The sequence below is a fragment of the Flavobacterium weaverense genome (genome assembly GCF_003688495.1).
Classification (GTDB): Bacteria; Bacteroidota; Bacteroidia; order Flavobacteriales; family Flavobacteriaceae; genus Flavobacterium; species Flavobacterium weaverense.
This window is the reverse complement of the sequence record NZ_REFH01000008.1, coordinates 574443-596837: the sequence shown is the minus strand read 5'-3', so window position 1 is coordinate 596837 and position 22395 is coordinate 574443. Positions and strand designations below refer to the sequence as shown.

The 22395-nt window shown below is 33.4% G+C and carries 15 protein-coding genes and 1 pseudogene; 13 read left to right on the top strand and 3 right to left on the bottom strand.

Annotated features, from left to right (window positions below; translation table 11 throughout):
* Positions 1–12: 12 nt before the first annotated feature.
* Positions 13–630 (bottom strand): 3'-5' exonuclease, encoded by a 618-nt coding sequence (locus tag BC961_RS06240; RefSeq protein ID WP_121924986.1) that lies wholly within the window; start codon positions 628–630, stop codon positions 13–15.
* Positions 631–2550, bottom strand: coding sequence for a DUF294 nucleotidyltransferase-like domain-containing protein (locus BC961_RS06235; RefSeq protein ID WP_121924985.1), 1920 nt, complete (start codon positions 2548–2550; stop codon positions 631–633).
* A 224-nt stretch (positions 2551–2774) separates the two neighbouring features.
* Between BC961_RS06235 and BC961_RS06230 the strand changes: the two genes are divergently transcribed.
* From BC961_RS06230 to acs, 8 genes are all read left to right on the top strand, one after another.
* Positions 2775–3194, top strand: coding sequence for an IS1/IS1595 family N-terminal zinc-binding domain-containing protein (locus BC961_RS06230; RefSeq protein WP_121924984.1), 420 nt, complete (start codon positions 2775–2777; stop codon positions 3192–3194).
* Positions 3195–3298: 104 nt separating this feature from the next.
* A complete protein-coding gene (locus BC961_RS06225; RefSeq protein WP_121924983.1) occupies positions 3299–4537 on the top strand; it encodes a hypothetical protein in 1239 nt (412 codons plus the stop codon).
* 27 nt (positions 4538–4564) lie between these two features.
* On the top strand, positions 4565–4825 hold the full coding sequence (locus BC961_RS06220; protein WP_121924982.1) for a DUF4212 domain-containing protein: 261 nt from the start codon (positions 4565–4567) through the stop codon (positions 4823–4825).
* A gap of 27 nt (positions 4826–4852) precedes the next feature.
* Complete coding sequence (locus BC961_RS06215) at positions 4853–6604, top strand: sodium:solute symporter family protein (protein ID WP_121924981.1); 1752 nt, start codon at positions 4853–4855, stop codon at positions 6602–6604.
* Between the two features lie 263 nt (positions 6605–6867).
* Positions 6868–9579 carry an ATP-binding protein gene (locus BC961_RS06205; protein WP_121924979.1) on the top strand — a complete coding sequence of 904 codons (2712 nt, stop codon included), beginning with the start codon at positions 6868–6870 and terminating at the stop codon, positions 9577–9579.
* Complete coding sequence (locus tag BC961_RS06200) at positions 9576–9938, top strand: response regulator transcription factor (RefSeq protein ID WP_121924978.1); 363 nt, start codon at positions 9576–9578, stop codon at positions 9936–9938. Before BC961_RS06205 ends, BC961_RS06200 begins: the two co-directional genes overlap by 4 nt.
* Before the next feature lie 10 nt (positions 9939–9948).
* Complete coding sequence (locus BC961_RS06195; protein ID WP_121924977.1) at positions 9949–11850, top strand: AMP-binding protein; 1902 nt, start codon at positions 9949–9951, stop codon at positions 11848–11850.
* Between the two features lie 25 nt (positions 11851–11875).
* Positions 11876–13783, top strand: coding sequence for an acetate--CoA ligase (gene acs / locus BC961_RS06190; RefSeq protein ID WP_121924976.1), 1908 nt, complete (start codon positions 11876–11878; stop codon positions 13781–13783).
* 181 nt (positions 13784–13964) lie between these two features.
* Here acs and fbp read toward each other — a convergent pair whose 3' ends face one another.
* Positions 13965–14984 carry a class 1 fructose-bisphosphatase gene (gene fbp / locus BC961_RS06185; RefSeq protein WP_121924975.1) on the bottom strand — a complete coding sequence of 340 codons (1020 nt, stop codon included), beginning with the start codon at positions 14982–14984 and terminating at the stop codon, positions 13965–13967.
* Positions 14985–15154: 170 nt separating this feature from the next.
* On the opposite strand from fbp, the gene BC961_RS06180 reads away from it, so the two are divergent.
* The 5 genes and pseudogenes from BC961_RS06180 (at position 15155) to BC961_RS06160 (ending at position 22378) form a co-directional block, all read left to right on the top strand.
* On the top strand, positions 15155–15661 hold the full coding sequence (locus tag BC961_RS06180) for a GNAT family N-acetyltransferase (protein ID WP_121924974.1): 507 nt from the start codon (positions 15155–15157) through the stop codon (positions 15659–15661).
* An 88-nt stretch (positions 15662–15749) separates the two neighbouring features.
* Positions 15750–17006 carry an aspartate kinase gene (locus tag BC961_RS06175; protein WP_121924973.1) on the top strand — a complete coding sequence of 419 codons (1257 nt, stop codon included), beginning with the start codon at positions 15750–15752 and terminating at the stop codon, positions 17004–17006.
* Positions 17007–17174: 168 nt separating this feature from the next.
* Positions 17175–20606, top strand: a pseudogene (locus tag BC961_RS06170) (hypothetical protein).
* A gap of 80 nt (positions 20607–20686) precedes the next feature.
* Positions 20687–21223, top strand: a complete 537-nt coding sequence (locus BC961_RS06165) for a hypothetical protein (RefSeq protein WP_121924972.1) — start codon at positions 20687–20689, stop codon at positions 21221–21223.
* Positions 21224–21310: 87 nt separating this feature from the next.
* Positions 21311–22378 carry a glycosyltransferase gene (locus tag BC961_RS06160; protein ID WP_121924971.1) on the top strand — a complete coding sequence of 356 codons (1068 nt, stop codon included), beginning with the start codon at positions 21311–21313 and terminating at the stop codon, positions 22376–22378.
* Positions 22379–22395 lie beyond the last annotated feature (17 nt).

Sequence of the window (22395 nt, the reverse complement as noted above, 5' to 3'; positions counted from 1 at the left end):
ATATTTAGCGTTCTATCTCCTCCACTTTTTTTTAAGTTGTAAATAAATCAAAGCGGTGATATAAGCATCACCAATCGCGGTATGCCTATCAATTTTTTCAATTTTAAAAATCTTACATAGTTCATCTAAATTAGAATGATGCTCTTCCGGTAGTCTTTTAAATTTTTGATACATTAAATCAGTATCGATACTTTTATTTTTTATCTTACCTAATCCCATTCTTTTTAAAACCTCATTTATCATTTTTACATCAAAACTAACATGATGACCAACAAGAACAGAATCTTTTATAAAATCTAAAAATTTAATTACAGCTTCAGACTCTGGAATTTTTTCCTCTTGACCCGTTTTTAATATTCCATGAATAGGCACAGTTTCTTTTTTAAAAACATCTTGAATCAAAAACAAATTCAAACAATCGTTAACAACAATTGAATTTCCGCTAATCCCAATTGCACCGATAGAAAGAATTACATCTGTTCGAAAATCTAAACCTGTTGTTTCTGTATCAAAAGCTACTATTCTTTTTTCAGCAGAAGCATTCGATTTAAAATCAAAGCATGACAAATAACTTTTCCAAAATTCAGGATATACTTTTTCGGTTCTTCTAAACCAGTTAAATAGCTTCATCTAAGTAAAGTAAGTGAGTTGAAATCGTGTTCTAATAATTTCTTGAACATCATTGATAGGATTAAAAGCATTCTTTAGCTTTAGCTTATCTAATTTAGACAACTTACTTAAATCTAAATACCTTCCACCTGAATTACTCGCAAAACCTTCTTTAGTTCGAAATTTCTGCAATATGGAAAATGCTTCCGCACAAGCATCATAAATAGCAGCATTTTGAGGTTCTAGTGCAGAAAGTTCTTTATATCTAAGTATTGTGTTATTAGCTCCCGTAATTTTATTGCTTAAACACAAGAGTCTCGCCGCATCAATCAAAGGCATTAATCCTCGTCCTTTAACGTCAAAATTATCTTTGTGCTCGCCATCCTTTTCGATTATAAAATTCTTGAAAAAGCCAAGAGGAGGCAGATTTTTTAAAGCGTCAGCACCTAAATAAGCAAAGAAAACTTGATTGTTCTCTATATTTTTCAAAATAGTTATTGTTATGTCATCAACTAATTCTTTAGTTCCATACACAAAATCGTAATCAAAGAAAATCGAACACATTAAAATTCCTTCTATCCCAGGATTATTAATCCAACTATCATATTGTCGCTTCCACTCCGTTACAGACTTACACCATAATGTGTTACTTGCCATCATTTCTGCTGGACATAATTCGTAACCAACTGTACTCAACATTTCAGTAACGTAGAAAGCCAGTTGAAGAAAATAGTTTTTAACGCCATCATAATTATCAGGCGAAACATCCGCGAACAACAGAGCATTATCCTGATCTGTCATAAGTAATTGCTCCTTTCTGCCTTGACTTCCTATATTTATCCATGCAAAGTCCGCCGGAGGTTTTTGATCCATTTTTGTAATAGCTAGATCAATAGCTCTTTTAGTAATAACCGTATTTATCTCAGCAACAATTTTTGAAATATGAGCGATCGGAATATTTTCATTTAACGCATTCTGGATTAAGTGTGTGAGATTTTTTCTTATACTTTTGAGTTCCTCAGCATTTTTTGCTCTTTTAGTCTGTTTTAAAAGCACTCCGGGATTATTAGCTTGTGACGTAAAAACGTCGTGTTCTGAAATGATTCCTATAATTTTTGACTGTGGAGTACCATCTGAAGTGACACATAAATGACCTATGCCTAATTGCATCATCTGCAATTGCACCTCAGCAACCGAATTATTTGCACCAACAGTAATTACAGGTTTAGACATTATACAATCAGCAGTGTCGTCGATAGAAAAAATTCCTGTAGCGATTTTATAACGTAAATCTTTGTCTGTAATAATTCCAATAGGTAGCTGATTCTTCTCAATAATGATGCTGCCAATTTTATATTTGACCATTACTTCAGCTATTTCCTTAACTGTAGCGTTTTTTGTGGCTGTGATTGGATTTTCTGTATGTTTTATGGGTTTAAAATATTGAAATACATTTTCATCATTGTGATACCTTATATTCTCTGTAGCCAACTTTCCTTTATCTTCATCATTGTATGGATTACGGGTGTTGGATGCAAAACTTTCTAATAAGAATTTAGATACTGCTACATTTGCAAAAACATACTTTTCAAAAAAAGCTATTGGAATTGCATAAAGTAAGCTTTCCTCTCGAGCTACAGCATTCATCAGGTAGTTATCTTTTGCAAAAAAAGGACGGATCCCAATAATGTCTCCTTCATCACATTCATCAATAAGTAATTCCTTTTCGTCAGCTGTAATCGACAAACCGACTGCTCCATCTCTAACAACATAAAAATAAGAATGTGGCTGATCATCGAACTTAAAAAGAACTTGATTTTTTTCCAAATAAACGACTTGAGAATGATTTGAAATGATAATTAATTCCTCTAACCCCAAACTCATGAAAGGAGGGTGATTTCTTAAAAAATCGGCAATCCGCTCTGCTATTGGGTTTTTCATACTTTAGGTTATTGCTATTGACATTTAAAGTTACAACAAATACAAGTTCATTTTAAAAATCGAAAAACCTCAGACCAATGTCAAAAGACAAATCAGATCAAAAACTGACAATTTCACAAAGATTTAGTGAAGAAAACAATTTATATATAATTAAACTATTTTTTATTTACAGAATGTGTTTACTATAATTGCTAAATTACTATATTTATGCAAAATTTATATATATGGAGATTTTAAGCTGTCCAAAATGCCAAAGCGATCATATCATTAAAAGTGGCATAATCAACAGTAAACAAAGGTACCTATGTAAAAAATGCAATTATTTTTTTACCGTTAATAAAATTGGTAAAAAGATAGATGATTACTACGTGACTAAAGCTTTACAACTGTACCTCGAAGGACTAAGCTTCAGAGAAATAGAGCGAATTATAGGAGTTTCACATGTCACGGTAAGCAACTGGGTAAAGTCCTATAATATTAAAAAGCCTTCGCATGGAAATTACCATCCCACATACAAGATTTTCAACCACTTAGAATTAGTTGAATATATAAAAAACAAAGGTTTATTATCAGGAGCAGGAATGATTATCACCGAACTTGGTGACAAATTTATGCTTATTAAATGGGAACGTTTTAAAGATTAACTATAGCTATTAACAGCTATATATACATGAATTTTTTTTCTTAACAAAAAATTAGAATTTGGCAGTCTAGAAACTAACCATTTCAACTAACCAAATTAATAATTATGAAGAAAACTTATTTGATTGCAGCACTACTGCTTTTATCCTTAAAAGCTTTTTCGCAAGGTTCCCCTGACTACGGAGCCGGAATGAAGTTTAACCTGAATGAAGATGGATCAAAATACCTTAGGGTAATATCTTGGGCCCAAATCTGGGGACAGTATAATTCAGATCGTCCTTTAGACGGCAACGGCAATGAGCAAGCCGATTTAGATTTTAGCGTGAGAAGAGCCCGCGTATTAATGTATGCACAAATCAACAAAGACTTTTTAATCTTAACTCATTTTGGTCTCAATAGTTTAAATGCTGATTCTATGAGCCCAACAGGAAAAGGAGATGGCTCACAATTGTTTCTACATGATGTTTGGGCACAATACAGCCTTGGAAAAGACCATGCTCTTGGTGGCGGACTACACTACTGGAACGGAATTTCTCGTTTAAACAATCAAAGTACACTTAACATCATGACATTGGATAACCAAAGACAAGCTTGGGCTACTTTAGGATTATCTGATCAATTTGCTAGACATATTGGAATGTATGCAAAAGGAGCTTTTGGTAAATTCCAATATCGCGTTGCTATCAATAGCGCTTCTAATTCTAATTTACAAGCAACAGCTGTTCCTGTTAATGGTGGTGCAGCTACTTACACTGGTAGTCGATTACTAGGTTCTAAAGAAGCAGGAAAAACATATTCTGGTTATTTTGAATACGGATTTTTAGATGCTGAAAGTAACTTTTTGCCTTATAAAGTGGGAACGTACTTAGGTACTAAAAAAGTATTTAATGTAGGAGCTGGTTTCTTTTCACATCCTAACGGAGCTGTGATCGCAAACGGTTCTGGAGTATTAAGTGGTGAAGATGTTTCTGTTTTTGGATTAGATGCATTTTACGATGTACCAGTAGGAACGCAAGGCGCTGCACTTACTGCATACGCACTTTATCAAAATTCTGATTACGGAAAAAATTACAGATTAGGAACTACTTATGAAACTGGATCTATGATTCACGGACACGTGGGTTATGTTATTCCTGGAAAATCAAAAACTCGTTTTCAACCTTATATCTCTTATGATGATAGAAAAATTGACGCTTTAAATGACAATGCAACTCAATTAGGAATTGGTGCAAATGCATTTTTTAGCGGACACCATTCTAAACTTACATTAGAATATCAGACTTTAAAATACGCTACAAATAAAGCTGTAAATACAATTACGCTTCAAGCAATGATCTATCTATAACTAACTAATTATTAATAACGCAATATTATGAGCGATAAACAAGATAACGCAACAGCTTATTGGAAGGAAAATTTAAAATACCTTTTTATTTTATTAAGCATATGGTTTGCTGTTTCCTATGGAGCAGGCATTCTTTTCAAAGAAGCATTAGACACATTTAAAATAGGTGGATTTCCACTTGGTTTTTGGTTTGCACAACAAGGTTCAATTTATGTATTTGTCATACTTATATTTATTTATGTTCGATTGATGAACAAATTAGATAAAAAGTACGGATACGACGAATAATTATAAACTATAAAAAAATAAAAAATCATGGATTTACAAACTTGGACCTATATAATTGTTGGAGTAACATTTGCTCTTTACATTGGAATTGCAATCTGGTCTCGTGCTGGATCTACTAAAGAATTTTATGTAGCTGGAGGAGAGATTTCTCCTTTAGCGAATGGAATGGCTACTGCGGCTGACTGGATGAGTGCCGCTTCTTTCATCTCTATGGCAGGAATTATTTCCTTTGATGGTTATGACGGAGCCGTATATTTAATGGGTTGGACTGGAGGATATGTTCTTCTGGCATTACTTTTAGCACCTTATTTAAGGAAATTCGGGAAATTTACTGTTCCTGATTTTATTGGAGAACGTTACTATTCTAATAGCGCAAGAACCGTTGCTATTATTTGTGCTTTAGTAGTTTCATTTACGTACGTGGCTGGACAAATGCGCGGTGTGGGATTAGTATTTTCTAAATTCCTAGAAGTGGATATCAATACTGGTGTAATTATAGGAATGGTTATCGTTTTATTTTACGCCACTTTAGGAGGTATGAAAGGAATCACTTATACGCAAGTAGCACAATATTGTGTTTTAATATTTGCTTTCATGGTACCTGCTATCTTTATTTCGATCCAAATGACTGGAAATCCAATTCCACAATTAGGAATGGGAGGTAAAATTACTGGAACTGATACTTATTTAATTGATAAATTAAACGGACTTTCTACAGAACTTGGTTTTTCAGTTTACACCAATGGAACAAAATCAATGGTCGATGTTTTTGCTATAACTTTAGCATTAATGGTAGGAACAGCCGGTTTACCACACGTAATTGTTCGTTTCTTTACCGTAAAGAGAGTGAAAGATGCAAGAAAATCAGCAGGTTATGCTCTAATCTTAATTGCAATTCTTTACACTACAGCACCAGCAATTGCAGTTTTTGCCAAAACAAATTTAATTGAAACCGTAAACGGAAAAGACTATACATCAATGCCAGCGTGGTTTACTAAATGGGAAACTACAGGTTTACTAGCATTCGACGATAAAAATGGTGATGGTAAAATCCAATATTATAATGATGCTTCAAAAGATCCTAAATTTTTAGCGGAGCAAGAAGCAAAAGGAAATAAAGGGAGTGAGTTGACTATCGACAAAGACATCATGGTTCTTGCTAATCCAGAAATTGCAAACTTACCAAACTGGGTTATTGCATTAGTTGCTGCTGGAGCGTTAGCTGCTGCATTATCTACTGCTGCTGGTCTGCTATTAGTAATTTCAGCTTCAGTATCTCACGATATCATCAAAAAAATGATCAATCCGAATATTTCTGAAAAAGGAGAACTTTGGGCTGCTCGTGCTGCCGCTGCAGTAGCTGTTATTATTGCTGGTTACTTCGGAATTAATCCTCCAGGATTTGTCGCTGCCGTAGTAGCACTTGCTTTTGGATTAGCAGCTGCATCATTATTCCCAGCAATTATCCTTGGTATTTTTGATAAAAAGATGAACAAAGAAGGCGCTGTAGCCGGAATGATCGTGGGATTATTATTAATGCTTTTCTATATGTTGAAATTCAAATTCGGTATTTTTGATGGTGGAAAAGAGGCTGTTGCTGGATTAAAAGACGGATGGTGGTTCGGAATTTCTCCAGAAGGTTTTGGAACTATTGCGATGATTGTCAATTTTGCTGTAGCACTTATAGTGAAAAGATTTACGCCAGAGCCTCCATTAAATGTTCAAGAAATTGTTGAACACATCAGAATCCCTTCTGGCGCCGGTGAAGCAACTCACTAATCGATTAGAATAAATATTATTTACAAACTATACAATCTCTACATTTGCCCGTAGAGATTGTATATTTTTTATTTCCATGAAAAAAAGACACGAACAAAAGTTGGTTATCCTAACAATGCTATTATTACTAGCATTGAACATACCCCTTTTGCTGTTATTTGACAGTTCAAAATCACTTTTTGGATTTCCAATAACGTATATCTATATTTTTTCAGCTTGGTTGTTTTCAATTGCTATTTCATACATAATTATAAAAAGATATTATGAATAGTATTGGACTCTTACTGATTTTGGTACTTTATGTCTCGATTCTTTTTTTCATTGCTCATTGGGCAGAAAAAAGAAGTCACTCAAAGTGGACTAATAACGCTTACATTTATTCTTTTTCATTAGCTGTATATTGCACAGCTTGGACTTATTACGGTAGTATAGGCGTAGCGGCAGAATCAGGTTTGAACTATTTAACGATTTATTTAGGTCCTGTATTAATTATTCCAACATGGATGATTATCCTCAAGAAAATTATTAGAATTTCGAGAGTAAATAAAATCTCTAGCATTGCAGATTTTATTTCTCTACGTTATGGAAATAGTAGATTTCTTGGCGCTTTAGTGACTCTAGTTTGCGTTTTTGGTATTGTTCCTTACATCGCTTTACAGTTAAAATCGATCTCAGATACTTTTCATATAGTCACTCGTACAGAAGCGAGCGACAATCTTTTTACAGACACAACAACTCACGTTTGCTTAGCCTTAGCACTTTTTGCGTCTTATTACGGAACTAAATATGTCGACGCTTCAGAAAAAAGACGCGGAATTGTAACCGCAGTTGCAATGGAATCGATTTTAAAATTAGTCTTTTTTTTAATTATTGGAATATACGTTACTTATTTTGTTTTTGATGGATTTGATGACATTTATCAAAAAGCAGCATTACTAAAAGATTTCGAAAAGAAGAACACCATCGGCGGACTCACAAACGGAATCAATTGGTTCTTTTTGTGCATTTTATCAATGTTTGCTATTTTCCTATTACCAAGACAATTTCACACAGCAATTGTTGAAAATAATAAAGAAAGTCACATTCGCACTGCGATCTGGTTGTTCCCACTATACTTATTACTTTTTAACTTTTTTGTATTTCCTATTGCTTGGGGAGGAAATATACTTTTTGACGGGAAAGGGCATAATTCAGACACGTATTCGTTATTGATACCTCAACTTTTCGATAACACAACATTGACAGTTTTAGTTTTCTTAGGTGGTTTTTCGGCAGCAATTTCGATGATTATTGTGTCGTGCATTTCGCTTTCTACCATGGTAAGTAACAATTTATTAATTCCTTATGGTTTCATTGGATCTTTAGAAAATTCCTCTCAAGAAAAAAATAATAAACGAATTGTAAATAGTAGAAAAATTGGCATCTTTTCTTTAATTATTTTATCATACGCCATCTATCGCATATTTATTTTGGACTACTCTTTGTTCTCTGTTGGATTAGTTGCATTTGTAATAATTGCTCAATTAGCTCCCTCATTTTTTGGAGCATTATTTTGGAGAAGAGGTTCAAAAAAAGGAACAATCACAGGAATTATTCTTGGGTTTGCAACCTGCTTTTATACGCTATTAATTCCGTACGCTATTGGATTAACAAAGTCTACAAGTCTTTTTATTCAAGAAGGACCTTGGGGAATTGCACTTTTAAAGCCGTTTCAACTTTTTGGATTAGATTACTTAGAACCCATTCCACATGCTTTTTTCTGGAGTATACTTATTAATTCCTTGAGTTATTTAGCTATTTCAGTGAGTTTTAGTGGAAATTATCGCGAGCGCAATTACGCTGAAATGTTTGTTGATATTGATAAATATATCACCAATCATGAAAACGCTTTTATTTGGAAAGGAACCGCATATATCTCTGATATTCAAAAAGTATTGCAGCGATTTCTAGGTGAGGATCGAACAAAAAGAGCGCTAACAATATTCAATTTAAAATATAATGTCGACAAAAATATTACCACAGCTGATGCTCGATTTATAAAGTTTGCTGAAAATTTGCTAACTGGTCACATTGGTACGGCTTCCGCCAAAATTTTGATATCAAGTGTTATTAAAGAAGATAAAATTAGCTTGCCTGAAGTATTACGGATTTTAGAAGAATCTAAAGAAAACCTAATCATCAATAAGAAGTTAACGGATACTTCTAATGAATTAAAAAAAATATCGGAGCAATTAAAAAATGCCAACTTAGAACTTGTCAATAAAGACATTCAAAAAGATGAATTTCTCGATACCGTTACTCATGAATTACGAACACCAATTACGGCCATTAGAGCAGCGAGCGAAATACTTCATGACGACGACGATATTCCAGAAGAATTACGCAAGCAGTTTCTACAAAATATTATATCGGAATCAGATCGATTAAACCGCTTAATTGACAAAATTTTAGATTTAGAAAAATTTGAAACAGGAAAACAAAAAATTTATTTGTCTAAAAACGACATTTCGAGAACTATAAAAAACACTCTTGATTCGTTACAGCAGTTAATAAGGAATAAGAAAATAAAGGTAGAATTTCATGAATCTTCACAAGAGGTTAAGGCATTTTATGACGAAGAAAGAATTATTCAAGTGGTCACTAATTTACTATCAAATGCTATTAAGTTTAGTTCGAATAGTGACGGTAAAATAGCAATTTCAATTAGCGAAAACAGCGATAACGTCATCGTTTCAATTCATAATAATGGCAAAGGAATAAACGGGGAAGATTTTGAAGCGATTTTTGACAAATTTTATCAAGCTAGAAATCAAAACGTAAAAAAACCTATTGGTAGCGGACTAGGACTAGCGATTTGTAAAAAAATTATCGAGCACCACAAAGGCAGAATTTGGGCCGAAGAAAATGTAGCTGAAGGCGCTACTTTTATTTTCACCTTACCCAATTATAACACAGCAGAAAAAGTTGATAAATGAAAAAAATATTAATTGTCGATGACGAACCTAATATTGTGATGTCACTGGAATATACCTTCAAGAAAAATAATTTTGAAGTTTTTATCGCTCGTGATGGTCATGAAGCTCTGGAGATTTTAAAAAATCAACTTCCAGACGTAATCATTTTGGATGTAATGATGCCTATGGTTGATGGATTTGCAACACTAGAACATATTAAAAAAGACGAACGCCTGCGGCATTGCAAAGTCATATTTCTTTCAGCAAAGAACAAAGAAAAAGACATTGAATCAGGACTTGCCTTGGGAGCAAATTTATATGTAACCAAACCTTTTTCAGTAAAAAAACTAGTAGAACAAGTTCATGAATTAATGCACTAAATAAAAAGCTATGACGTACAAGGAAATTTATACAGAAAGCATAGAAAAACCAGCAAAATTCTGGAAGGAACAAGCGGATGCAATTGAGTGGTACAACAAACCAGAGGTGATTTTATCTGAGGATGAAAATGGATATCCTTTGTGGTACAAAGATGGAGAGCTTAATATTTGCTATTTAGCATTAGACAAACACATTCAAGATGGCCGTGGAGATCAAATAGCTTTTATTTATGATTCACCGGTGACACAAAATATTAAAAAATATACTTTTTCAGAAGTAAAAACGGAAGTAGCAAAACTCGCTGGCGGAATGCTTTCGTTAGGATTAAAAAAGGGAGATACTGCAGTTATTTATATGCCAATGATTCCTCAAGCAGCTTTTGCTATGCTTGCATGCGCAAGAATTGGTGTTACGCACTCTGTCGTTTTTGGTGGTTTTGCACCTCATGAATTAGCAATCAGAATTGATGATTGTAAACCACGTTTAATTATTACAACTTCGTCAGGAATCGAGATTGATCGTGTAATTGCTTATAAACCATTAGTTGATGAAGCTATCGAACTCGCGTCACACCGACCAAAAAAAGTTGTTGTTTTCAATAGAAAATTAGGCGCACGAGTTCCCTTTAAAAAATACGATGTCGATTACGATGCATTAGTTTATGGTTCAGAGGAAGCGGCTTGTGTTCCAGTAAATACAACGCATCCTTTATATATTTTATATACATCAGGAACAACAGGTAAACCTAAAGGCGTTGTAAGAGACACGGGAGGTTATGCCGTTGCGCTAAAGTTCTCAATGACACATATTTATAATGTGCAGCAAGATGATGTTTTTTGGGCTGCTTCAGATGTGGGTTGGGTTGTAGGTCATAGCTTTATAGTTTACGGTCCATTAATTAATAGAAACACTTCCTTAATCTTTGAAGGCAAACCAATCAGAACGCCAGACTCTAGCACTTTTTGGAGAATTATAGCGGAACACAAAGTCAATGCAATGTTTACAGCGCCTACCGCCATTCGAGCAATTAAAAAAGAAGACCCTGATGGAGAATTCATCAAGCAATATGATTTAAGTTCGCTAAAAGCACAATTCCTTGCAGGAGAGCGTTGCGATATTGCAACATTAGAATGGTATCAAAAGCACATTCCTGCTCCCGCAATTGATCATTGGTGGCAAACAGAATCAGGTTGGCCAATGATTGCAAATATGATGGGAGTAGAACAATTACCTATCAAGCCTGGTTCAGTTGGCAAAGCAGTTTGCGGTTATAATATCAGAATCTTTAGCGAAGATGGTACCGAAGTAGAGCCCAACAAGGAAGGTTACGTTGTCGTTAAATTACCTTTACCTCCAGGAACTCTTTTAGATTTATGGAAAGACAATCCTAGATTTAAAGCCGGTTATTTAGAGCAATTTCCAGGCTACTATTTTTCTGGAGATGGCGGATATAAAGATGATGAAGATTATATTTTTATCACAGGCAGAGTAGATGACGTAATAAATGTTGCAGGACATCGTCTCTCAACTGCTGAAATGGAAGAAGTTGTTTCGTCCCATGCTTCGGTTGCTGAGTGTGCCGTTATTGGAATAAATGACTCTTTGAAAGGACAAATTCCTTTAGCTTTGGTTGTAACCAAATTAAATGACGAAATTGAACATTATCAATTAGAACAAGAAACAATTAAATTAGTGCGACAACAAATAGGTGCTGTGGCTTCACTTCAAAATGTAGTTATCGTTGAACGCCTGCCTAAAACACGTTCTGGCAAAATTCTACGAAAATTAATGCGAAGTATTGCTGACGGAGAAAGTTTCCAAATCCCATCAACCATAGACGATGAAAGCATAGTGGAAGAAATTGATACTGTATTGAAAAAATATAAAATTGGAGTTTATAATATAAAATAAGAATAACTAAATAGAGTAAGAAAATATGAGCCGTTATAAAATAAATAATTTAGAAGAGTACTTTAAAGAATATAAAAAATCAATACGCGAGCCAAGAAAGTTTTGGGACAAGATTGCTGCAGAGAATTTTACTTGGTACCAACAATGGGATAAAGTTGTTGATTTTAATTTGGCTGAAGCCGAAATAAAATGGTTCACAGAAGCCAAAGTAAATATTACAAAAAATTGCATCGACAGACACCTTGCTAAAAAAGGTGAAAAAACAGCGATAATTTTCGAACCAAATGATCCAAGTGAAGAGGCTATACATATTTCTTATAATGAGCTGCATCAGAAAGTATGTAAAATGGCTAATGTGTTATTAGAGCAAGGCATTAAAAAAGGAGATCGCGTTTGCATTTATTTACCCATGATTCCAGAACTGGCGATAACTACTTTGGCATGTGCTAGAATTGGAGCAATACATTCTGTTGTTTTCGCTGGATTTTCTGCATCGGCAGTAACGGCAAGAATTAACGATAGCGAATGTAAAATGGTTATCACATCTGACGGTGGTTACCGCGGAAACAAAACGATAGATTTAAAAAGTATTGTTGACGAGGCTTTACAAAAAACCCCATGCGTAGAAAATGTTTTAGTTGTAAAAAGGATTAATACTGAAATTAATATGAAAGAGGGCCGTGACCAATGGTTACAGCCACTGCTAGATCAAGCATCTGACAATAACGCTGCTGAAATTATGGATGCTGAAGATCCATTATTTATTCTATATACTTCTGGTTCTACTGGAAAGCCAAAAGGGATGGTTCACACCACTGCAGGTTATATGGTTTATGCCGCTTATACATTTAAAAACGTTTTTAATTATGAGGACAACGATATTTTCTGGTGTACTGCTGATATTGGTTGGATCACTGGACACTCTTATATTTTATACGGTCCATTATTAAACGGTGCAACTACAGTTATTTTCGAAGGTGTTCCTTCTTATCCTGATTTTAGTCGTTTTTGGGAAACTATAGAAAAACATAAAGTAACTCAGTTTTATACAGCGCCAACTGCAATTCGAGCATTAGCAAAAGAAAATTTATCGTATGTTCAAAAGTATGAATTAGCATCATTAAAAGTTATTGGTTCTGTTGGAGAACCAATTAATGAGGAAGCTTGGCACTGGTACAATGACCATGTGGGTGGAAAAAGATGTCCACTAGTTGATACGTGGTGGCAAACAGAAACGGGAGGAATCTTGATTTCGCCTCTTGCATTTGTTACTCCTACAAAACCAACTTACGCTTCATTACCATTACCGGGAATTCAACCTGTATTAATGGATGAAAAACGAAATGAAATTGAAGGAAACCAAGTCACTGGAAGTTTATGTATTAAATTCCCTTGGCCAGGAATTGCGCGCACTATTTGGGGCGATCACGAGCGCTACAAAGAGACTTATTTTTCTGCGTTTCCGGGAAAATACTTTACGGGTGACGGAGCACTTCGTGATGAGGTAGGATATTATAGAATTACCGGTCGTGTAGACGATGTTGTAATTGTTTCAGGCCATAATCTAGGAACTGCACCTATCGAAGATGCAATTAACGAGCATCCCGCTGTAGCAGAATCTGCGATTGTAGGTTTCCCTCACGACGTGAAAGGAAATGCGTTATACGGTTTTGTAATTTTAAAAGAAACTGGAGAATATCGTGACAGAGAAAATTTAAGTAAAGAAATCAATCAGCAGATTTCAAACCAAATAGGACCAATTGCTAAACTAGATAAAATTCAATTTGTTTCTGGATTACCTAAAACACGATCTGGAAAAATTATGCGTAGAATTTTACGTAAAATTGCCGAAGGAGATTATTCAAATTTTGGAGACACATCCACATTATTGAATCCTGAAATAGTGGACGAAATTAAAGATGGCAAAATTTAATTCTTAATTTCAGATTTTAATTGAAAGCTGCTTCCTCAACGAAGCAGCTTTTTTTTATGTATCAATTAATTTTATTTCATTAAAAAAAGAGTGAAAAACATAGTCTTTCGCTCTTTAAATTTAGTGTTTTAAAAACCTAATATATTTTAGAAGTAAATGAATTTTCACAAAAAATGAAAAACTAGTATTTACTTCTTTTTGCTTGTTCCATAAACTCCTCTGCTTTTACAACCATGTTGTAACTTCCACAAAAGAAAGGTACACGTTGATGTAATTCAGTTGGAATTATTTCCATAATGCTTCCAAAACCATCAGAAGCCTTTCCTCCTGCTTGTTCTGCAATAAAAGCCATTGGATTACATTCATACAATAATCTCAATTTACCTTTTTGAGCTTTAGAACTGGTAGGATAAATATAAATTCCTCCTTTAATCATATTTCTATGAATATCTGAAACTAAACTGCCAATATATCTAGATGTGTACGGTCTATCTTCTTCTTCCGTTTGGCAATATTTTATATAATCCTTTACTCCTTGCGGGAAATGAACATAGTTACCTTCATTAATAGAATAAATATTTCCATCTCTAGAGAACTTCATATCAGGATGTGATAAATAAAATGTTCCAATCGCAGGATTTAAAGTAAAACCATTTACGCCGTGTCCGGTAGTATAAACGATCATTGTCGATGTTCCGTAAATAACATATCCAGCTGCAACTTGGTTAATTCCTGGCTGTAAAAAATCTTCTAAAGTAACTGGAGATCCTATTGGAGTTACTCGTCTATAAACAGAAAATATAGTTCCTACTGACACATTCACATCAATATTTGATGAGCCGTCAAGAGGATCCATTAAAACTACATATTTATTATTGTGGCTTTTATCGCTTCCTGCCACAGTGATGAAATCATCATTTTCTTCTGAAGCAATTCCACACACAATTTCTCTGTTAATTAAAGTTTGAATAAAAACTTCATTAGCATACACATCTAGTTTCTGTTGATCTTCACCTTGAATATTTTGCTCTCCAGCTGCTCCAGTAATATCCACTAATCCAGCTTTATTCACCTTATAATTAACAACCTTTGCAGCTAATCTGATAGAGTTGATAATGCGAGATAGTTCTCCCGACGAATACTGAAAAGCATTTTGGTTTTCGATGATAAACTCACCTAGTGTTTTGTTGCGTTCTTCCATTGCGAAATCGTTGTAGTTATTTTGAAGTCACAAATATCGGTTTTTTTGTGAAAATGAATTGAATAATATTTACTTAGTTTACGAGTATTGTATATTTGCTTTGAAAAATACTAATTTTTTAAGCCACAACTACTTCTTAATTCAATTAACAAGAATATAATTAACAATTTATGAATATCAGAAAAGGAAATCGTAATGACATGCAAGCTGTTTTAGATTTAATTCAAGAATTAGCTGAATTCGAAAATGAGCCAGATGCTGTTCTTGTAACTGTTGATGATTTAGTTCGCGACGGTTTTGGACCAACACCCTTATTTCAAGTTTTGGTAGCAGAAATTGATGATGATGCTAATACGACTTCTGAAGGAAAACAAATTGTGGGAATGGCTTTGTATTACCATCGCTTTTCAACTTGGAAAGGGAAAACAATTCACTTAGAAGATTTGGTAGTGAAGGAAAAGATGCGAGGAACAGGTTTGGGTTATGCGTTATATTCTGAAATTTTGAAACAAGGGAAAAAAGATGGCGTAAGAAGAGTTGAATGGAATGTTTTAGACTGGAATACTCCCGCAATTGAATTTTACAAAAAATCAGGAGCTAAAATAATGGACGGATGGCTTGTCGTACAAATGGATGAGCAAGGAATAAACGAATTTGTTGATAATAAATTGAAGTAATAGTATTTCAACGATCTTATAATTCTAACTATTATAAGATGCATGTTAAACAGGTTCAGAATTTTAAAATAGTGGAATTAGTTGTGTTATGAGAGTATTTAAATTTGGTGGAGCATCAGTTAAAGATGCCGATGGAATAAAAAACGTGTACGACGTTTTACAAAAAGTAGGATATGAGGATGTTTTATTAATCGTTTCTGCGATGGGTAAAACAACTAATGCATTAGAAGTTGTAATTAAAAACTATTTTGACAAATCTTCTGAGTTGAAATCTTCTGTTCAGGAAGTTAAAAAATACCACAATCAAATCGTAATGGATTTATTTGAGGACGAAAAGAATCCAGTTTTTACAGCTGTAAATTCGCAGTTTTCAGATTTAGAATATTTTTTATCTCACAATAAGTCACCTAATTATAATTTTGTTTATGACCAAATTGTAAGTTATGGCGAGTTAATTTCTACGACAATCTTGAGTCATTTCATGAATCACATGGGAATTAAAACGCAGTGGCTCGATGTGCGCAATTTTATAAAAACAGATGCAAATTATAGAGATGCTGAAGTTGACTGGGAATTGACGCAAAAAAATATTTCGAAGAATGTCAAAAGAAAAATTCTAAATATTACACAAGGATTTTTAGGCTCTGACGAAAACAATTTCACAACCACTCTTGGTCGTGAAGGTTCTGATTATACAGCTGCTATATTCGCATATTGTTTGAATGCAGAAAGCGTGACTATATGGAAAGATGTTCCAGGAGTTATGAATGCTGATCCAAGATATTTTGAAAATGCGAGTCTGTTAAACCAAATATCCTATCGTGAAGCAATAGAATTAGCATTTTACGGTGCCTCTGTAATTCACCCTAAAACTTTACAACCGTTACAGAAAAAAGAAATCCCACTGTATGTGAAATCTTTTATCAATCCTTTGTTAAAAGGAACTAGCGTTTCAAAAGGAGTGGATTTAGAACCGCAACTTTCTTGTTTCATCGTGAAAAGAAACCAGCTTTTAATTTCTCTTTCGTCAATCGACTTCTCTTTTATAATGGAAGAACACATAAGTGAAATTTTTGCATTGTTTCACCAATTCAAACTAAAAGTGAATCTTATTCAGAATTCAGCGATTAGCTTTTCAGTATGTGTTGAAGATAAATTTGATAATTTTAAAGAACTTAACGCGATCTTGTCTAAAAAGTTCAAAGTTGATTTTGAAGAAAATGTTACTTTATATACGATAAGACATTTTAACGATAACGCAGCACAAACCGTTGAAGACAATAAAGTGGTTTTATTAAAACAAGTTAGCCGCGAAACCATGCAAGTGGTCACTAAAGAAGTTTAAAATTGCTATATATTTCAAGTAGTGGGAATCAAAATCTAATTTTGGTTCCCTTTTTTTTATTTAAAACTTCATCATTTTACTCCGTAATTAGTAGATTTTACTCCATATACATTTTTACTATTATCGAATTATAAATACTACTTTTGATACTTTTGAGTTATTGTATTTATGTTGAAAAAACTAGTTTTTTGGATTACAATAAGTTTTTTTTCTGGGCTTCAAGCGCAGGAGATTAATTCGTTGTACGTCACCAAGAAAATTTTACCTTCACATGATACCATTTACGTAGAAAAACAAAGCATCAACTCAAGCTTTTTTAAATTGCTTGACGCTAACGGGCAGCCTATCGATAGTTCTTTATTTACTGTTAACTTTAAGAAAGGAACCTTACTGTTTAAACATAAAGAAATTATAAGAACTGATTCAATTACAGTACAGTATTTGAAATTTCCAAAATTACTAACTCAAGAATATCGGGTTTATGATTCTAGCAGACTAGTTGATAATCCTGCAGGCTTAGGAAACTTGTACTCTGTTACGGAGCAAAGAAAGCAGAAAAATATTCCATTTGACGGTTTAAATACTGCCGGGAGTATTACGCGTGGGATTACTATAGGAAATAATCAAAATGCAGTTTTAAATTCTAATTTAGACTTACAAATTACAGGGAAAATATCTGAAAAAGTAAGTTTACGAGCTTCCATTCAAGATAGTAATATCCCTCTTCAGGATGGAGGATATTCACAGAAACTAGATCAATTTGATAATATTTTCATGGAACTTTTTAGTGACGATTGGAATATTCGCGCTGGCGATATATCGCTTGAAAATAAAAAAACTCAATTTCTCAATTTTAATAAAAAGGTTTAAGGTTTATCCACTAATTTTAATTTTGGAACCGAAACTAACAAAACCAGTGTATTTGCATCGGCAGCTTTAGTACGTGGACAATATGCTAAAAGCAATATTGTGGGCCAAGAAGGAAATCAAGGTCCTTATAAATTAAAAGGACAAAATGGCGAGTTGTACGTTCTAGTTATTTCTGGTTCTGAACGAGTTTACGTGAATGGTAGACTTTTAAAACGGGGAGAAAACAATGATTACATCATAGATTATAACGCAGGAGAGATCATATTTACACCACTTTTTACCATTACTTCTGAGATGCGAATTGCAATAGAGTATCAGTACTCAGATCGAAATTACACCCGTTTTGTAACTTATGCTGGAGCTACTCATGAAAATAAGTCGTGGACTTTTGGCGGTTATCTTTATTCTGAAAACGATCAGAAAAACCAACCGTTACAACAAAATCTTTCAGCGGAACAAGCACAAATATTAGTAGCGTCAGGAGATAATCAGAGTCTAATGGTGGCACCTTCAGCCTACGCTGACGCTTACTCAGAAAATAAAGTTTTATATAGAAAAACGATTAGTGGTGTTAGCGAGATTTTCGAATATTCTAATGATAAACAGGAAGAATTATTCAACGTTAGGTTTACTTTAGTTGGGAACAACAATGGAAATTACATCTATACAAACACCTCGAGTATAACAAGAGTTTATGAATATGTAGCGCCTGTAAACGAAATACCACAAGGTAATTACGAACCAACGATACCATTAATTGCTCCGACAAAAATTCAAGTAGCCACATTTCTCGGTAAGTATAATCCTAGCGATAAAACCTTTGTGAATTTTGAATTTGGCGTCAGCAATAATGACAAGAATTTATTTAGCACCATTGATGATAACGATAACAAAGGATTAGCCGGCACAATAGATGTTAAGCAGCGAATTTTGTCGAAAAGATGGAATTTAGATGCTTTTACAAATTATCAATTTGCGCAGAAGGATTTTAAGTCAGTCGAGCGACTTTACAATATAGAATTTGATCGAGATTGGAACTTAGGTACAGCAGGAATTGGAAATCAAAGCTTATTAGTCTCCGGTTTAGAATTGAATTTACAACCAAAATTAAATAATAGTAATAGAGGGAAAATAATTTATCAATTTGAAAAACTTGATTTTTCAGATGCCTTTTCAGGAAACAGACACGTATTAAATGGAGTAATCCAAATTAAGAACTGGAGCTTTCAAAACTACGGAAGTTTATTAAATAGTGAGAGCAATACATTTAACTCCCAATTCCTACGAAATCAGTCGCAACTTCGATTCCATTTCAATAAGAATTGGATTGGATCTAGCGTGCGTGTAGAAGATAATAAAGAGAAAGATATTAGAACGAATCAGCTTTCGGCTTTAAGCCAAAAATTTAAAGAGTACGGAATTTATGTGGGACGAGGCGACAGTACAAAAGTCTTTGTTGAACTTGGTTATTTAAGAAGAACGAATGATAGTTTGCAAAACGGCATCATTCAAAGAGTAAATTCATCGCAAAATTTTCAGATGAAATCTAAATTAATACAAACAGCAAAAAGTGATTTGTCTATTTATGCTAATTATCGAATATTAGATTATGTGGACAACAGTAGAAAAAAAGAATCCTCACTAAATTCAAGAATTGTTTACACCGACCGATTTTTCAATCAATTAGTACAAACTACGACCGTTTATGAAACAAATTCTGGCAGCATTCCCCAACAAGAATTCACGTACCTTGAAGTTCCTGTAGGACAAGGAGTTTACACTTGGAATGACTACAATAATAACGGAATTCAAGAATTACAGGAGTTTGAAGTTTCTCCATTTATTGACCAGGCAAAATTTATTCGCGTTTTCTTACCGAATAGGATTTACTTAAAAACGCACCAAAATAAGTTTTCACAATCAATTACATTAAATCCAAATCAATGGCAAAACGAATTAGGGCTTAAAAAGTTACTTTCCTATTTTTATAATCAAACTGCTTTTATAATTGATAGAAAAAATAGGAATGACGGAGATAATTTTGAATTAAATCCTTTTAGTAATGCCATTGAGAATGTTCTAGGACTCAATTCTAGTTTGAGAAATAGTTTGTTTTATAATCGCGGAAAACAAAATCACTCCACTACTTATACCTATTTAGAAAATAAAACTAAAAATTTGCTTTCGATAGGATCACAGCAAGCAACTAATAGTTCGCATAAATTACAGTATTCACATTTACTTAGAAAAAGCTGGCTTTTTGGATTTTTTACAAAAACTATTCGCACAGCAATAGAGTCTGAAAATTTTGTAGAAAAAAATTATGAAATTACTGGATATCAATTAGCTCCAAAAATTAGCTATTTATTTTCTAAGAATACAAGCTGGGATGTTTTCTACGAATTGCAAAATAAAAAAAATCAGATTGGCAGCTATGAACAGTTAGTTCAAAACCGCTTTGGAACTTCATTTTCTTATTCCAGCGATAAAAAGTTTACTATGAACGGCGAAGTGTCTTTCTACCAAAATAAATTTGATGGAAATGAATTCTCGTCTGTTGGATTTCAAATGCTCGAAGGATTATAAACAGGGCAAAATCTAACATGGAAACTGTTGTTACAAAAAAATATTACACAATTTTTAGATATTAACTTTAATTATCAAGGTAGAAAAAGCGAAATCAACCAAGCAATTCACACAGGAAATGTACAATTAAGAGCTTATTTTTAATTTTTCAACACTATAGTAAACAAAATAGTTGGTAAATTTATATACCGCAAACAGTACGGCAACAAATTAAAAAAAATATTATGAAAAAATTATTGTTATTATGTTTTGTATTTCTATTATCTGGAAACTTTTATGCGCAAGAGACGGCGGCTCAAAAGAAAAAAGCAGCACAACAAACTGAAAAATTAGCTAAAGCCAAAGCTGATGCTAAAACAGCTGCAGTTAAGGAAAAGGAAGCGAAAGCTGCAGATGCTAAAGCTAAAGCTAAAATAGCAGACGCAAAAGCTAAAGAAACGGCTAATAAAGTCAAAGAAACTAATGCAAAAGCACAAGAGAAAGCACTTCAAACTAAGAAAGAAGTAAAAGCTAAAGCAACTAAAGTCGAACCCAAAATAATTAAGGTTGAAAAAAAGACAGAAGCAGTTAAAAAAGAAACGGTTACTACTAAAAAAACTGTAAAAAAAGCAACAGCAAAGCTTAAAGAAACGAACGAGAAAGCTCCAAAAATTGCAGATAAAATTTCTGGGGAATACAATGGTAAAAAAGTTTATACCGGTCCTAGAGGAGGGAAATATTATATCAATAAAAACGGTAACAAAACTTATATCCAAGATTAATTTGGCGATAAGAAAAGAAATAAAAGGGGACTTTTTTCATAAAGATCCCCTTTTTACATGAAATATAATTAGTGATTAAAATAAGAAATGGAATTAAATAGCAGTAAAAAAACGATATTAATTACGCCTCTCAATTGGGGATTAGGACATGCTACGCGATGTATTCCAATCATTAATGCATTATTGCAAAATAACTACACTCCAATAATTGCTTCTGACGGTCAGGCTTTAGTCCTACTGAAAAAAGAATTTCCAACTCTACTTGCATTAGAACTTCCGTCATACCAAATAGAATACTCAAAAAAAGGAAAAAACTTAAAGTGGAATTTGCTTCGAAATGTTTTTAAAACAATTAAAGCAATAAAGAAAGAGAAGAAAATAATTGATAAATGGATCCAGCAGTACAACATTAGTGCTCTTATTTCTGATAATCGGTTAGGTGTTTATAGTAACGAAATTCCATCTGTTTACATCACACATCAACTAAATGTTTTATCTGGAAATAGCACTTGGTTTACAGGTAAAATTCATCAAAAAATAATTAGAAAGCACACCGAATGTTGGATTCCAGATTTTGAAGAAAATCCAAACCTTACCGGAAAGTTAGGACATCTTAGTAGGACAGATTTAAAACTAAATTACATAGGACCTTTAAGCCGTTTACAAAAGAGAAATGTCGAGATCAAATATGATTTAATGATTGTTCTTTCAGGACCTGAACCACAACGCGGACTTTTAGAAGAAAAATTAAAGAAGGACGTACAAAATTACAGTGGCCAAGTAGTATTCGTGAAGGGAATTGTACAAAAGGATCAGATTACTGAACAAGTAGAAAATGTTACGTATTATAATTACATGAACTCTAGCGAATTAGAACAAGCCTTTAATAAAAGTGACATTATTCTCAGTCGCTCCGGTTATACTACAATAATGGACGTTGCTAAATTAGAGAAAAAAGTTTTTTTTATTCCCACACCTGGACAGTGCGAACAAGAGTATTTAGCTAAAAAACTAAACGAAGATTATAATGTTCCGTTTTCAGCCCAAGAAGATTTCAACATCGAAAACATTCAAACAGCAGCTCGAATTACTGGAGACTTTAAAAATAATTATAATCATGATTGGCGCAAATTATTTGAATTTTTCGAAAAATAATTTAAATTTAATTCGAA

Bases quoted from the DNA above. Each gene is read 5' to 3' on its own strand.
- BC961_RS06240 (WP_121924986.1), bottom strand. From the start codon at position 630: ATGAAGCTATTTAACTGGTTTAGAAGAACCGAAAAAGTATATCCTGAA.
- BC961_RS06235 (WP_121924985.1), bottom strand. From the start codon at position 2,550: ATGAAAAACCCAATAGCAGAGCGGATTGCCGATTTTTTAAGAAATCAC.
- BC961_RS06230 (WP_121924984.1), top strand. From the start codon at position 2,775: ATGGAGATTTTAAGCTGTCCAAAATGCCAAAGCGATCATATCATTAAA.
- BC961_RS06225 (WP_121924983.1), top strand. From the start codon at position 3,299: ATGAAGAAAACTTATTTGATTGCAGCACTACTGCTTTTATCCTTAAAA.
- BC961_RS06220 (WP_121924982.1), top strand. From the start codon at position 4,565: ATGAGCGATAAACAAGATAACGCAACAGCTTATTGGAAGGAAAATTTA.
- BC961_RS06215 (WP_121924981.1), top strand. From the start codon at position 4,853: ATGGATTTACAAACTTGGACCTATATAATTGTTGGAGTAACATTTGCT.
- BC961_RS06205 (WP_121924979.1), top strand. From the start codon at position 6,868: ATGAATAGTATTGGACTCTTACTGATTTTGGTACTTTATGTCTCGATT.
- BC961_RS06200 (WP_121924978.1), top strand. From the start codon at position 9,576: ATGAAAAAAATATTAATTGTCGATGACGAACCTAATATTGTGATGTCA.
- BC961_RS06195 (WP_121924977.1), top strand. From the start codon at position 9,949: ATGACGTACAAGGAAATTTATACAGAAAGCATAGAAAAACCAGCAAAA.
- acs (WP_121924976.1), top strand. From the start codon at position 11,876: ATGAGCCGTTATAAAATAAATAATTTAGAAGAGTACTTTAAAGAATAT.
- fbp (WP_121924975.1), bottom strand. From the start codon at position 14,984: ATGGAAGAACGCAACAAAACACTAGGTGAGTTTATCATCGAAAACCAA.
- BC961_RS06180 (WP_121924974.1), top strand. From the start codon at position 15,155: ATGAATATCAGAAAAGGAAATCGTAATGACATGCAAGCTGTTTTAGAT.
- BC961_RS06175 (WP_121924973.1), top strand. From the start codon at position 15,750: ATGAGAGTATTTAAATTTGGTGGAGCATCAGTTAAAGATGCCGATGGA.
- BC961_RS06165 (WP_121924972.1), top strand. From the start codon at position 20,687: ATGAAAAAATTATTGTTATTATGTTTTGTATTTCTATTATCTGGAAAC.
- BC961_RS06160 (WP_121924971.1), top strand. From the start codon at position 21,311: ATGGAATTAAATAGCAGTAAAAAAACGATATTAATTACGCCTCTCAAT.